This window comes from Gemmatimonadaceae bacterium (genome assembly GCA_036496605.1).
Taxonomy (GTDB): domain Bacteria; phylum Gemmatimonadota; class Gemmatimonadetes; order Gemmatimonadales; family Gemmatimonadaceae; genus AG2.
Genome location: DASXKV010000056.1, coordinates 17,120 through 29,910, shown reverse-complemented (window position 1 = coordinate 29,910; position 12,791 = coordinate 17,120). Strand labels below are relative to the sequence as shown.

12 protein-coding genes are annotated in these 12,791 nt (G+C 63.7%); 1 reads left to right on the top strand and 11 read right to left on the bottom strand.

Features of this window, described 5'->3' with window-relative positions:
- Nucleotides 1-2: 2 nt before the first annotated feature.
- The 11 genes from ftsE to VGH98_22800 all read right to left on the bottom strand — a co-directional run bounded on the left by ftsE (nucleotide 3) and on the right by VGH98_22800 (nucleotide 11,625).
- Nucleotides 3-701 carry a cell division ATP-binding protein FtsE gene (ftsE, locus tag VGH98_22850; protein HEY2378838.1) on the bottom strand — a complete coding sequence of 233 codons (699 nt, stop codon included), beginning with the start codon at nucleotides 699-701 and terminating at the stop codon, nucleotides 3-5.
- Nucleotides 698-1,846 (bottom strand): AI-2E family transporter, encoded by a 1,149-nt coding sequence (locus tag VGH98_22845; protein HEY2378837.1) that lies wholly within the window; start codon nucleotides 1,844-1,846, stop codon nucleotides 698-700. Before VGH98_22845 ends, ftsE begins: the two co-directional genes overlap by 4 nt.
- 7 nt (nucleotides 1,847-1,853) lie before the next feature.
- A complete protein-coding gene (locus VGH98_22840) occupies nucleotides 1,854-3,014 on the bottom strand; it encodes an aminotransferase class I/II-fold pyridoxal phosphate-dependent enzyme (protein HEY2378836.1) in 1,161 nt (386 codons plus the stop codon).
- A 95-nt stretch (nucleotides 3,015-3,109) separates the two neighbouring features.
- The gene (locus VGH98_22835; GenBank protein HEY2378835.1) at nucleotides 3,110-3,418 is read right to left on the bottom strand and encodes a molybdopterin dinucleotide binding domain-containing protein; all 309 of its coding nucleotides are present in this window, start codon (nucleotides 3,416-3,418) and stop codon (nucleotides 3,110-3,112) included.
- A complete protein-coding gene (locus VGH98_22830; protein ID HEY2378834.1) occupies nucleotides 3,411-3,968 on the bottom strand; it encodes a hypothetical protein in 558 nt (185 codons plus the stop codon). Before VGH98_22830 ends, VGH98_22835 begins: the two co-directional genes overlap by 8 nt.
- Entirely contained in the window at nucleotides 3,965-4,882 is a 918-nt protein-coding gene (locus VGH98_22825; GenBank protein HEY2378833.1) for an ATP-binding protein, read from the bottom strand. The genes VGH98_22830 and VGH98_22825 overlap by 4 nt, the downstream gene beginning before the upstream one ends.
- Nucleotides 4,879-5,880, bottom strand: coding sequence for a PfkB family carbohydrate kinase (locus VGH98_22820; GenBank protein ID HEY2378832.1), 1,002 nt, complete (start codon nucleotides 5,878-5,880; stop codon nucleotides 4,879-4,881). The genes VGH98_22825 and VGH98_22820 overlap by 4 nt, the downstream gene beginning before the upstream one ends.
- A 21-nt stretch (nucleotides 5,881-5,901) precedes the next feature.
- Nucleotides 5,902-6,912 carry an ROK family protein gene (locus VGH98_22815; GenBank protein ID HEY2378831.1) on the bottom strand — a complete coding sequence of 337 codons (1,011 nt, stop codon included), beginning with the start codon at nucleotides 6,910-6,912 and terminating at the stop codon, nucleotides 5,902-5,904.
- Nucleotides 6,913-6,914: 2 nt separating this feature from the next.
- Nucleotides 6,915-7,946, bottom strand: a complete 1,032-nt coding sequence (waaF, locus tag VGH98_22810) for a lipopolysaccharide heptosyltransferase II (protein HEY2378830.1) — start codon at nucleotides 7,944-7,946, stop codon at nucleotides 6,915-6,917.
- A gap of 32 nt (nucleotides 7,947-7,978) precedes the next feature.
- Entirely contained in the window at nucleotides 7,979-9,778 is a 1,800-nt protein-coding gene (gene lepA, locus VGH98_22805) for a translation elongation factor 4 (GenBank protein HEY2378829.1), read from the bottom strand.
- Nucleotides 9,779-10,077: 299 nt separating this feature from the next.
- Entirely contained in the window at nucleotides 10,078-11,625 is a 1,548-nt protein-coding gene (locus VGH98_22800) for a hypothetical protein (GenBank protein HEY2378828.1), read from the bottom strand.
- Between the two features lie 181 nt (nucleotides 11,626-11,806).
- Here VGH98_22800 and VGH98_22795 point away from each other — a divergent pair, with 181 nt between their 5' ends.
- Complete coding sequence (locus VGH98_22795) at nucleotides 11,807-12,763, top strand: DUF58 domain-containing protein (GenBank protein ID HEY2378827.1); 957 nt, start codon at nucleotides 11,807-11,809, stop codon at nucleotides 12,761-12,763.
- Nucleotides 12,764-12,791 lie beyond the last annotated feature (28 nt).

Here is a 12,791-nt window from a genome sequence, read left to right as displayed (position 1 = left end):
AGTTATTCGGCGAACCGCTCGATGGCGGCTTGCGCCGCTTCGGCAGAGTCGAACACGATCTGACCGTGATTGAGCTCGATGGTACGGCAGTCGGAGCGGCGAATCAGCTCGAGATTGTGGGTCGCCATGATGACGGCCGTTCCACTGGCGTTGATCTCGCGAAGGAGCTGAAACACGCCGCGGGTTGCGCGGTCGTCGAGATTGCCCGTCGGCTCGTCCGCGACCAGCAAGAGAGGATCGTTGACGAGCGCACGTGCAATCGCGACGCGCTGTTGCTCACCACCCGAGAGCTGTCGCGGATAGGACGTCGCCTTCGATGCCAACCCAACCTGCGTCAGGACGCGGGCGACTTTGTTTCCGATCGCCGAGCGCGGAGCGCCGGTGACCTCGAGCGCAAAGGCGACGTTGGCTTCCGCGGTTCGATCTTCCAGCAGACGGAAATCCTGGAAGACGATCCCGAGCCGCCGACGGAGCTTTGGGACTTCCCGATGTCGAATCGTCACCGAGCTCATGCCGCCGACGCGAACTTCACCGCTCGTCGGGCGCTCTTCCATGTAGATGAGCTTGAGAATCGTGCTCTTCCCGGCGCCGCTCGGCCCGGTGAGGAACACGAACTCGCCCTTGGCCACGCTGAATGAAGCGTTGCTCAGCGCCGCGCCGAGGCGTGGGTATTCCTTGGTGACTTTGGTGAAGCGAATCATGGCATACTGTCAGACGCATCGTCGGTAAGACCGTCACCATCCGCGTCCAACAGTCGCCAATTGGCGCTCGTCGTGATTGTATCGAGGATGGCCTTGAGCAGGCCAATCACGATTGGGCCCAGTAGAATCCCCACCAGCCCGAACGTATACACGCCCGTCACAAGACCCACCAACATCCAGTAGAAGTTCAGGACCTTCGATCGCTCGGCGGCGATCTTGGGTCGGAGGAAGGTCGAAATGTAGATCGTGTTCACGAAGAATCCGATCAACAGCATGACGACCGCCTGGCCCGGGGCGTCGCGGAAGATGGCCAGCCAGCACGCGACGGGAACATACACGCTCCACGAGCCGACGATCGGGAAGAAGCCAATGATGAAAGACAGAATCGCGAGGACACCGGCCAGTGGAACGTGAAAGGCCAGGTTCATCAAGAGAATGATTACTGACTTGATCGCCTGTGTCAGAAAAGTCGAATAGATCGCGCCGTACAGTACGCCCCGCACGTTTTCCTCGAGCGACGCCATCAGCTCCTGATACCGCGGTGCGATCTTGCTTCGCAGGTAGGCGGCAATGCGTTCGGCGTCGATCATGAAGTAGAACGCCGTAAACACGAAAATCGTCGCGGCAATCGCGAAGGTGCCGAGTGCGGCGCGAATCGCGTTAGGTATGCTCGTGCCGTAGTTCGACGCGATGACGACCCAACGTTCGACTGATTCGCCCGTGTTCGCGTTCTGCATGAACGGAAGACGGTGCAGCGCGGCATCGATCTTCCCGGCGATCTCGGTTCGATGCGCGTCGACGTACGTCGCGACATCGGCGACTTCCATGTAGCTGTAGATCAGCAACGCGATGACGGGAACGATCAGAATGAGCAGCGTGATCGTCGCCGACGCCGACTTGTTCGGAATGCCCTTGAGGATCCGCAGGTACACCGGCCGCAGATACACGGCGACCACGACGCCAAGGATGGTCGCGATAATGACGGTGCGCACCATCCAGAGGAACAGCACGAGGACGATGACGAACAGCGTCGTCGTCACTAGCATGCGCCGGAACTCCGGCAGCGTCAGCTCGGCGAGATTCTGATTCGTACGGCGCTCGGTGCGCCTGCGATCTCCGAGAGTTGGTCGTGCGAGTTCCGTCATGCAGTACTCAGCGAAGCGCCTGCTCGATATCGGCGATGAGGTCTACGGCCGACTCGATGCCGACGCTGAGACGGAGAAATCCGTCAGGCACGCCGGCGCGCGCTCGCTGTTCCGGCTCCACGTGCTCGTGTGACGTGAAACGCGGTTCCGAGACGAGGGAGTCCACACCGCCGAGACTGGGGGCGTGCCGGAACAACTTGAGCTTCCGCACGAACCGCTCGGCGGCGCGCGCTCCGCCAGAGAGTTCGAGCGCCATCATGCCGCCGAACCCATCAAGAAGCGTGCGCGCGACCTCGTAATCAGGGTGTGATGGGAGTCCTGGGTAGTGCACGCGCTTGATTTCCTTGCGTTCGCTGCACCACTGCGCGATCTGCATCGCGTTCTCGTTGTGGCGTCGAATACGCACGTCGAGCGTCTTGAGACCGCGCTCGAGCAGCCACGAGGCGAACGGATCCGGCGCCTGGCCCCAGAGCGTCATCTTCTGCCGGACTTCTTCGATGTACGCCTCGGTCCCACAGACGATGCCGCCTAACACGTCGTGGTGGCCGTTGAGATACTTCGTTGCCGAATGAATGACGACGTCGGCGCCGTGCTCGATCGGTCGCAGATTCACCGGGCTTGCAAATGTCGAGTCGACGACGAGCGCGATCCCTTCTTCCTGTGTGAAGTGGCTCACCGGGCGAAGGTCGAGCACGCGACACGTGGGATTCACCGGCGACTCGAGAAAGATCGCGCGCGTCTCCTTGCGCATCTTGCGTCGCCAGACGCGAGTCTCGGTGGGATCGAGGAGCGAGACGTCGATGCCGAGCGTCGCGAACTCCTGCGAGAAGAGGCGTTGCGTTCCGCCGTAGATCCACGCGCTCGCCAGGAGATGGTCGCCGGGACGCAGCAGCGCGAGCAGCGCGCACGCCGTTGCGCCTTGTCCGCTGGCGAGCAGGACTGCCGCCTCCGAACCCTCGAGGGCGGCAACCCGACGCTGCACGGTCTCCGCGTTCGGCGAATTGCCATAACGAGGGTAGCGCAACCCCTCGGCGGTCCCGACTTCCTGATTGAAGTTTACCGATTGATAAATGGGCGAGACGACCGGCGTATCGGCATCGTGCTGGTCGTCGCCCGCGTGCAGCGCGAGCGTCGCGAGGTCGAGCGTGCGATGTCGGCGGCTGGGCATGTTGGAAGGGGCTAGGGGCTAGGGGCTAGGGCTTGGGACCAAGCGGCTATCATCAGGCACTGCTCTAGCCCCTAGTCCCCAACCCCTAGCCCCTCTTACGCCAGGGCACCGCGACGCCCCCGGCTGTCGAGGTCTGGTTTGATGACGCGTACGATCTCGGAAGGTGACGCGCCGACCACGTCCCGCAGCACGACGTCGCCGAAGGGCACCGTCTCGTCGAAGCGGACGGTCGCCAATTCGTGCCGGCGCGGCCCGTACACCCACACGAGCTCACCGTCGATGAGCAAACGCTCACGCGCATTCTCGGGATGCATGAACACCATCGGTCCGCGCTCCGCATCCCGCGCACTCGTCGCCATGAGCCGCGCGACGCGGAGGGGCCGATTGAGGGTATCGTCAGCCACGATGCGCTCCCACCACCACGTAGTCGTCGCCGACGCGCATAACGAGTCGGCGTCGCCGGAGCTGCTCGAGCGCCTGCGCGACCTCGTGGGCCGGGGCGTCCAGCGCCGCGGCCAACTCCGTCGACGCCGCGCGGCCGATCTTCTGCGCCATCTCCCAGACGCGACGCTCATCGGCGCTCAGCGTGCCGACGACGTGAATCCCATCCGCCTGCTCGAGCACCAGCGCGAGCCCTCGTCGTTCGAGCACCGCCTCGATTGCCTCCCAGTGCTCTTCGGTCACGCCGCGAAAGAGAAAGTACGCCTCGCGTGGCGGATTGTCGGCTTCGTAACGCAGCAGCAGCTTGGCGATCACCTCGTCGGCGCAGGAAAAATCGATCATCGAGACCTGCGAGAAGTCGATCACCGTCAGTGTGCGGTCGCGCACGTCGACGAGCAATCGCTCGATCTGATCGCGGACGGCGGCTCCCGTCGGTCGCGTCACGAGATTCGAGTACAACTCGCACGCAACGGTCTGTCGTAACACCGAGCTGAGATCGATGTGATTCATCATCGCTTGGTTCGGGCAGAAGCGTGCGGCGAGGATTGCACTGGTGCGCGCTCTGGAATCGTGACCTGAACCTGGGCGCCGGGGAAGGGAGGCAAGTGCTTGGCCAGTGCTACGTCGTCGTCCCAGTTCGGAACTATAGCGATGCGAGCCGTACCGCTGCGAACGGCAAGCTTGCCGTCCCAGCGACCGAGATAGCGTCGCACGCCGGCGAGGCCTTGTCCGCGACCGGGATCACGAAACCGGCTTACACCACGAATGACGGCGTCCTCCAGCGCTGCCCCATCGTCCCATCGATCCCCCCGCTCCTTGCCCGGCGCGCTCTCGAGAGACTGGCGAAAGCCGACGCCCGCGTCGGCGACGGCGATGACGACGACGCGTCGGCCGAGCCGCTTCGTCCATCGATAAGTCTGCACCATTACCCAGCCGCCGCGTCCTGCGTGTTCGACGATGTTCTGACAGATCTCCGACAGGGTCATCGCGAAGCCGACGGTCGCCTTCGCATCGAGATTGAGCTCACGAAGCATCAATTGCGCTTTTTGTTGTATCCGACCGACGACATCGTGTACATCCTCGCTCTTCGCGACACTGGTGATCTCGAGCAGCACATTGCTGTCGGCGGCGCCTGCGCGCTTCGGATAGGTGCCGTGAAGCTCGTACAACTCTTCCGCGTGGCGAAAGAATCCGGCGCGGGCCCAGTATGACGCCGTCTCCTCGAGCTCTGGAACAGCGAGAGCCGGCATCTCGGCACGCGTCTGCGCGAGCGTGAGCAATGCGGTGAGACCGAACGGCGATGCCCAGCGAACATGACGCGCATCGAGGAGCACTTTCGTGTCACTCGAAACAGTCGTCAACTGGCGCAGGACTTCGTCGAACGAATGATCGTCCAGCGAGGGTGGTACGTTGACGACGGTCGTCACCTGAGGCTCAGCTCTCCGCGAAGAAAGTTTGCGAGTCCGGTTGCTCCCCGGTGCTCGACATTGCGCGCCGCCGCACGATGCGCGGCGGTGAGCGCGTCGATCAGTCGGTCGCCCGCAATGAGGCGAGAAAAATACGTTGCACCCCACACGTCCCCGCAACCTGTGGGATCCCCGGTGCGGGTCGCCGCCCCGGGTACGAGCGCGGTTCGCACTGCTCCGAGCGGTCCCGTACCGCCCCGCGGCGACGTCGACAATCCGCCGCGCGGCGGGAGGTCGCCGATCGCGTCGAAACCCGGCGCCGCAAAATACACCGCGCCTCGCTTCGCGAGCGTCACGACGAGACACGAAACGCCCGCCGCGAGCGCCGTCGCGGATAGCGCCATCGGATCCGGCGCCATCATCGCCATCTCGTCCTCGTTGACCTGTAGAAGGTCGAAGCAGCTGCACCAGTCGGCCACGTTAGGCAGCGGCTCCGGTGTGCGCAGCCCATTCGGCTGGACGGCCATGACCTTCATGTGCAGGTCACAGTAGATGGGGCCCCGAAAGTACTGGCGAAGCAGGAGCATCGTCTGGAGATCCAGCTCCCACCCGCTCAGGAAATTCACGTAGAGCGCCTCGACACGCGCGAGATCGAGCAATGGCTTGAGCCCGGCCCACGACCATCCCGGCACACCACCGCTGAGAAATTCGCTACGCCGATCCTCCGTGTGGTAGCGCAGCTCGACGCGTTGATTCGGCGCCGCGACCTCGACCAGTGCCGCATCGGGCGCGGCGTGACGCAACGCCCGGAAAAAGGCCTGCGCTCGCGCAGCGAGGTCGTCGCCCACCTTGATGAGGGGCACAATCTCCCAGTCGTCGGGAAGCGCGGCATCCAGGCCGGCCATGGCGTAGCTGATGCCGCCCCATTCCTCGACGGGTACGGCGCGAGCGTCTCTGCCGTAGATCACGTCCCAGACGAAAGTGCCGATCACGCCGATGCGGCGTTTGGATGACGTCATGAAGCTACCACGGCCCGTGGCTCAAGCCTCGAGGCCGAGGCCTTTCCCCATGCGAAACGTCGCGACCGCGCCGACGACGCCTGCCGTTCCGGGAAGCGCGCCAGGGACAATGCGTGCCGCCTCGACCGCGGGCCTGAACGCGCGCCGACGCACCTCGGCTTGCAGCGGCACGAACAACGCATCGCCCGCCTGCGTCACGCCGCCGGCGATGACGACGACGTCGGCGTTGAACGTGTTGAGCAAGTTCGCAACGCCCGCGCCGAGGTAGCGCGCCGTGTCGCGTACGATCTCGTTGGCGACCGCGTCGCCCTGCTTCGCGGCATCATAGACCGTTTGCGCCGTCACCCGCTCGAGTTGGCCGCCGACGAGACTCGGCAGCAGCGATGCCGTCTCTTCGCGCACGAGAATCTCGCGCGCGCGCGTCGCGATCGCCGGCCCGGACGCGTACGCCTCGAGACAGCCGTAGTTGCCGCACTTGCAATGGCGTCCGTTCAGATCGATGGTCGTGTGGCCAATTTCACCGGCGACGTCCGACGAGCCGTGAAAGAGCTGGCCGTCGATGATCAATCCACCGCCGATGCCGGTGCCGATCGTCATTCCCACCACGTTGCGTCCGCCCTTCGCCGCGCCCTGCCACCACTCGCCGACCGTCGCGCAATTCGCGTCGTTGTCGAGCGTGGCCGGCATGCCGAGATGCTTCGTGATGTGATCGAGTAACGGGAAATCACGCCAGCCGAGATTCGGCGCGACGATGACGACGCCGCGCTCGCGATCGAGAGGACCTGGCGCGCCCACGCCGACGCCCATGAAGTCCCGGCGATGTGCGTCGGTCTGCGCGATCGTGTCGAGAATCACGCCCTCCACGAGCCCAACGATGCGATCGGCGACGCCCTCGGCGCCCAGTTCGGGCGACGTCGCGATCGAGCGCATGCCATAATGCTCCGACCCGTCCTCCAACATCGCGCCCGCGACGATGTTCGTTCCGCCGAGATCGACGCCGACGATGTAGCGATGTCGTTTCTTGGTCACCATGCTCAACGGGGGGACGGATGAAAAGGAGGCGAGGACGCCGCGAGCTCCTGCACCGCGTCCGCGACGCGGCGCGGCGTAATCTCGCGCATGCAGCGCCAATGGCCCAGTGGGCAGCGCTGCGGGCCGTGGCGATCGCACGGACGGCACGCCAGCGTAGTGATGCCGAGCGCTATCGATCGCGGCGCGAGCGGTCCAAAGCCAAACTCGGGGACCGTAGGGCCAAAGATCGCCACCGTCGGCGTGCCCATGGCCGACGCGAGGTGGAGAGGAGATGAATCGTTTGTGACGAGCACGCGCGCTCGCCCGATCAGCTCCGCCGACCCGAGCAGCGACAAGCTCCCTGTGCAATCGATCGCGCGCGGTCCCGCTGCACGAGTGATCTCGGCCGCGAGCTCGCGATCCGCGGCGGATCCGACAATTGCAAGACGGCCGCCGATTTCGCCTGAAAGCTCCGCATAGTGTGGCCAGCGCTTCGTCGCCCAGACGCTTCCCGGCGCGAGCGCGATCAACGGCTCGCCAGTCCATCCACGCTGGGTCAGAAACGCGTCGACGGCGCGTCTTTCATCGCCTCCCGGATAGAGTCGTGGCTGAGTATCGGTTCGCGTGAGCTTCGCGTCGCCAGTCGCCAATCGCAGGAGGCGCATGGCGTGATGCTCGTTCTCGATGTAGGGCACGCGCCTCGTATAGAGCCGCTTCCCGGCGGAAGTCGCGAACCCGACGCGCTCGTGAATGCGCGCGGCCAGGACCAGTGCCGCGCTTCGCATCGAACCCTGCGTGAGGTATGCGCGCGCATAACGATTTGCACGTAGCCACCGCGCAAGCCTAACGAATCCGCCGAGGCCTCGATCGCGATCCCGTTTGTCGTAGACGATCAGGTCACGGATCGACGGATTGTTCGCCAGGAGCGGAGCTGACGCGGGAGTCACGACGACGTCGACCGGCGCGCGCTCGCCGAGATACGCAAGCAACGGCGTCGTGAGGACGGTGTCGCCGAGAAAGGAAGTCTGTACGACGAGATTCGCGCGAGTCTCCACTCCCTAGCCCCCGGGCCGTGGTAGCTAGCCCCTCAATCCACTTGCAAGACCGCGAGGAACGCCTCCTGGGGAATCTCGACCGAGCCGACCTGCTTCATCCGCTTTTTTCCTTCCTTCTGCTTCTCGAGCAGTTTGCGTTTGCGGGTGATGTCGCCCCCATAGCACTTGGCGAGAACGTCTTTGCGGAGCGGCTTCACGGTCGTTCGCGCGATCACCTTGTTGCCGATCGCGGCCTGGATCGCGACCTCGAAGAGTTGCCGCGGAATCAGCTCCTTCAGCTTGTCGGCGATCTTCCGGCCCCAGTCATAGGCCTTGTCGCGATGGATGATGACCGAGAAGGCGTCAACCGGATCGCCGTTGATGAGCATGTCGAGCTTCACGAGATCGCTCGTTCGATACTCGAGAAATTCGTAGTCGAGACTCGCGTAGCCGCGACTGATTGTCTTCAGGCGATCGAAGAAGTCCAGGATTATTTCGGCCAGGGGGAACTCCCAATCGAATTCCACCCGGGTCGTGTCCAGATAGGTCATGTTCTTGTACACGCCGCGTCGCTCGGTGCCCAACGTCATGATCGGCCCGATGTACTCGGCGGGCGCCATGATCCGCGCTTTGACGAACGGCTCCTCGACGCGGTCGACGACGCCCGCTGCCGGCATCATCGATGGATTCTCGATCAGCTCCTCCTGCCCGTCGGTCCGAAAAACGTGGTACTCCACGCTCGGGACCGTCGTCACCAGATCGAGATCGAACTCGCGCTCCAGTCGCTCCTGCACGATCTCCATGTGCAGCAGGCCAAGGAACCCGGAGCGAAAGCCGAAGCCTAACGCGGTCGATGTCTCGGGCTCGTAGTGGAGCGACGCATCGTTGAGCTGCAACTTCTCCAGCGCGTCGCGGAGCGTTTCGTACTGCGTCGTGTCCGTCGGGTAGAGTCCTGCGAACACCATCGAGTGAACATCCCGGTAGCCCGGAAGCGCACTTTCCGCACGGCGCTCCGCGTCCATGATCGTGTCGCCGGCACGCGTCTCCTTCACCGAGCGTACGTTGGCGACCACGTATCCCACTTCTCCGGGGCCGAGCTCGTCCGTCGGCACCTGCCGCAGCTGCAGATAGCCGACTTCAGCAACTTCGTAATCCTGTCCCGAGCCGGCCGCAAAGACGATGTGCTGGCCCGGCCTGATCGACCCATCGACGACGCGAATGCTCGGAATCGAACCGCGATACTTGTCGTAGTACGAGTCGAAGATCAACGCGCGCACGGGCGCGTTCACGTCCCCGGTGGGCGCCGGAACGCGGGCGACGATCGCCTCGAGCAGGGCGTCGATCCCGATTCCTTCCTTGGCACTCACGAGGAGAATGTCGTCGGGGTCGGCGCCGATCAGATCGTGCACCTCTTGCTTGCGCCGCTCCGGTTCCGCGCCCGGCAAATCGATCTTGTTGAGGACGGGAATGATCTCGAGTCCGGCGTCGAGCGCGAGAAAGAGGTTCGACAGCGTCTGCGCCTGAATGCCTTGTGAGGCGTCGACGACGAGGATCGCGCCTTCGCATGCCGCGAGCGAGCGCGATACCTCGTACGTGAAGTCGACGTGCCCGGGCGTATCGATGAGGTTCAGCTCGTAGGCTTCGCCGCTCTTTGCCGTATACGTCATCCGCACGGCGTTGAGCTTGATGGTGATGCCGCGCTCGCGCTCGAGGTCGAGTGTGTCGAGCACCTGCTCCTTCATTTCACGCTTCTGCAGCGCGCCCGTGGCCTCGATCAGACGGTCGGCCAGGGTCGACTTCCCGTGATCGATGTGCGCGACGATGCAGAAGTTGCGAATATGATCGAGCTTCAAGCGAGCCGGATGCTGTTGACGTGAAAATGGATGGCGACCGAAGGGCGGCCGGATGACCGGGGTCGAACAGCGATCAGAGATCGGTCGGCAGAAGGCGCGACTCGCGTCGGCACCACACAGCCGGACGTAGTCTCAGCGCAGGGCGAAATATAGCCGTGCAAAAAAGAACCGCGCGCGAGGCCTCCTCTCTAGTAGTTGGTCATTGGTCTTTGGTGGTTCGTAGATAAGGAATGTCCCGCGAGCGACGCTCGCGGGACTCCGAATTCACAAACCACCAATCACCACCAACCAATCACCGATCACGGCTTCTTCGACGATCCGGAGCTCGATGAGCCGGAGGAGGACCTCGCCGGCGCCGATCGCGCGGCCGGCTCGCTGCGCGCCGGGGCGGCATGCGACGCTTCGCCGCGCGGCGCAGAGTGTCCTTCGGTGCGCGCCGGCGCACTGCGCGAAGGCGGCGTGTAGGCGTGGGACTCGCCGCCGGAAGCGTGGGCGGGACGATTGCCGTTATCGCCATTCCAGCGACTTCCCGCTTCGGCGCCACTCCGCGTGATGTTCACTCCACCTCGGTTCGTGGACGACCATCCGTTATCGCGAGCGCCGGCATTTCGGATTCTGGCATCGCCCAGAGCCGAAGACTGACCACCCTGATCGGTGCGCCGCGAGCCGATCATCTGTTGAATCGTCGGACGCGACGAAGGAGAAATCTCGGTGCCAGTGACGCGTCCCTGTCCGCGAATATGCGGCCCTGGTGCGTCCTCGGCGATCAACCCTGGCCGATGGTACGTGCCGATCTTCAGAGCGGAGTTCGCGCCGGTGCCGGAAGTCGGCGTCGAGTTTGCCGCGTCCGGCCGGTGCACCGCAACGGTACCCGTCTCTGCGCCCGGTCCGTGGAAGACTGGCGCTCCGATTGGAATCGCGGGACGGCCGCGAGGATTGACGGGCGGTGGAGCGACAGCCGTCGGTGTGTACGCGACGGGATAGCCGTAATAGTACGGTTGGGAGTAGCAGCCCCCCTGGCTGTACCCGAAACCAGAATACGGCGAGAACAGGAATGGAGTGAAGAAACGCGAATAACCGAACGACGAGTAGCCGGAGCAGCCATTGCTGTAGAGATAATCCGCGCTGCTCATCGAGTACGTGCCGTAGTTCGTCGTCGTGTAATGCGCGTACTCGATCGTGTATGCCTCACGATTGTCTCCAGCGATGAGGGAGCCAAGCTCCTCGATCGCTTCGCGCGGGTCCTGCATGTAGCTGACATCGGAGACGTCGTACGTGGTCCATCGATTACCATCGGCGATGCGATCGAGCCGCATCGGCCTCCATGAAGCAATCACGAACACGTAGCCGAGGCTCGCATCGTACGAATCGTATTTGCTCGCGGCGCTGTGATAGCGATATCGGTAATCATTGGAGTAGCGCCATGCATAGTCGTCCACGAAGCCAGCAAAGAATGACGGCACGTGATAGATCTTGTCGCCGCGGACGAAACCGTCGTCACCAGGTTGGGACGGGAATACGATCTTGAGCCGCCCGCTCGCGTCGAGATGGCCGACGATGACATATGCGTCGTCGTACATGTGAAACGTCGCGTCGACTTGGCGACTTCCCCCGGCGTAATCGAAGTCAGCGGTGATCGATGCCCTCGGGCCTACTTCGTCCGCGACTTCCTGCGCCCTAGCGGAGTCTCTCAGCTGACGCCACTCGTCCGGCGTCGTCTGAACGAGACTTGCTTCAGTCTCTCGCAAACCATCCCCAGCATGGCTCGCGGTTGTGGCGCAACCAGCAAGAGCGCCGGAGAAGAGCACCACCGCAGACCAGGGCAGCATGAGTCGCGTTGTGCGCATGACTTCACGTCTCCGAGAGTGTTGTATACAAATAGGCATACAAATCTTGGGCCCGCAAGTTCCCCTGCCTATAAAAGAATACGATCGAGCCCCGCGAAGTGTTAGGTGGGTGTCTGTCTTCCTCCATTTGCCCCTAGGTCCCTGGACCCTACCCCCTCCTCCCGCCTAGCTTCCGCGCGTCATGGACGCGGCTTCAAACGCCCAGGCGCCGCGGGCCGATCTGTTCGATCCGGCCAGTCTCGCAGCCCTGGGTCGAATCGAGATCGTCGCTCGCTGGATCGTCGACGGATTCATGTCAGGACTGCACCGATCGCCCCGCAAGGGTTTCTCGGTGGAGTTCGCCGAGTACCGCCCATACCAGCCTGGCGACGACCCCCGATACATCGATTGGAAGATCGCCGCTCGCGCCGACCGCTGGGTGGTGAAGCAATACGAAGAAGAGACGAACCTCCGGGCGAGCATCGTGCTCGACGTCAGCAAATCGATGGTGTGGAGCGGTCAGCAGCTCTACGCCCTCGCCGGTACGGAGCAGCCAAATGGACCGCGACTCACGAAGCTGGCGTACGGCGAACGCCTGACTGCCGCACTGGCGCTCTTACTGCTGAGACAGCGCGACGCCGTCGGTCTCGTCCGATTCGACTCGGAGATTCGGAGCGCCGTACCGCCGCGCGCGCGAAATGGGCAGTGGCGCCGCGTGGTGGCTGCGCTCGAGGAATCCGGCGCGGGCCGCGCATCGTCTGCTCCCGCCGCACTCGAGCAGGCTGCCCGTCTCATCAGCCGGCGAGGAATGATCGTACTTGTTTCAGATTTACTCATGGACATTCCCGAAGTCGAGCGAGCGGTCCGTGGTCTTCGCGCCGTTGGCCACGACGTCACGGTCCTGCACCTCATGGATCCGGCGGAGCGTGAGCTGCCCTCGAGCGGCGAAGCGGTCTTCGTCGATCCGGAGAGCGCGCTCGAGATCGCGGCAAGCGTGGCCGACGTTCGCGCCGCGTATCGGCAGACCGTGGGCGAAGTAATCGACGAGTGGCGCACGATGTTCACTTCGATCGGCGCGACGTATGAGCTGATCTTTACGGACGCTCCGTTCGGTGTGCCGCTGCGTCGCGCGTTCGCCGCTCGTCAGGCATTGCCATGACGACGCGAGGAGCGGGACTTCATATAAG

What these genes read in the sequence shown, in the direction of transcription:
- ftsE (HEY2378838.1), bottom strand. Translation starts at nt 701, where the DNA reads ATGATTCGCTTCACCAAAGTCACCAAGGAATACCCACGCCTCGGCGCG.
- VGH98_22845 (HEY2378837.1), bottom strand. Translation starts at nt 1,846, where the DNA reads ATGACGGAACTCGCACGACCAACTCTCGGAGATCGCAGGCGCACCGAG.
- VGH98_22840 (HEY2378836.1), bottom strand. Translation starts at nt 3,014, where the DNA reads ATGCCCAGCCGCCGACATCGCACGCTCGACCTCGCGACGCTCGCGCTG.
- VGH98_22830 (HEY2378834.1), bottom strand. Translation starts at nt 3,968, where the DNA reads ATGATGAATCACATCGATCTCAGCTCGGTGTTACGACAGACCGTTGCG.
- VGH98_22820 (HEY2378832.1), bottom strand. Translation starts at nt 5,880, where the DNA reads ATGACGTCATCCAAACGCCGCATCGGCGTGATCGGCACTTTCGTCTGG.
- VGH98_22815 (HEY2378831.1), bottom strand. Translation starts at nt 6,912, where the DNA reads ATGGTGACCAAGAAACGACATCGCTACATCGTCGGCGTCGATCTCGGC.
- VGH98_22800 (HEY2378828.1), bottom strand. Translation starts at nt 11,625, where the DNA reads ATGCGCACAACGCGACTCATGCTGCCCTGGTCTGCGGTGGTGCTCTTC.
- VGH98_22795 (HEY2378827.1), top strand. Translation starts at nt 11,807, where the DNA reads ATGGACGCGGCTTCAAACGCCCAGGCGCCGCGGGCCGATCTGTTCGAT.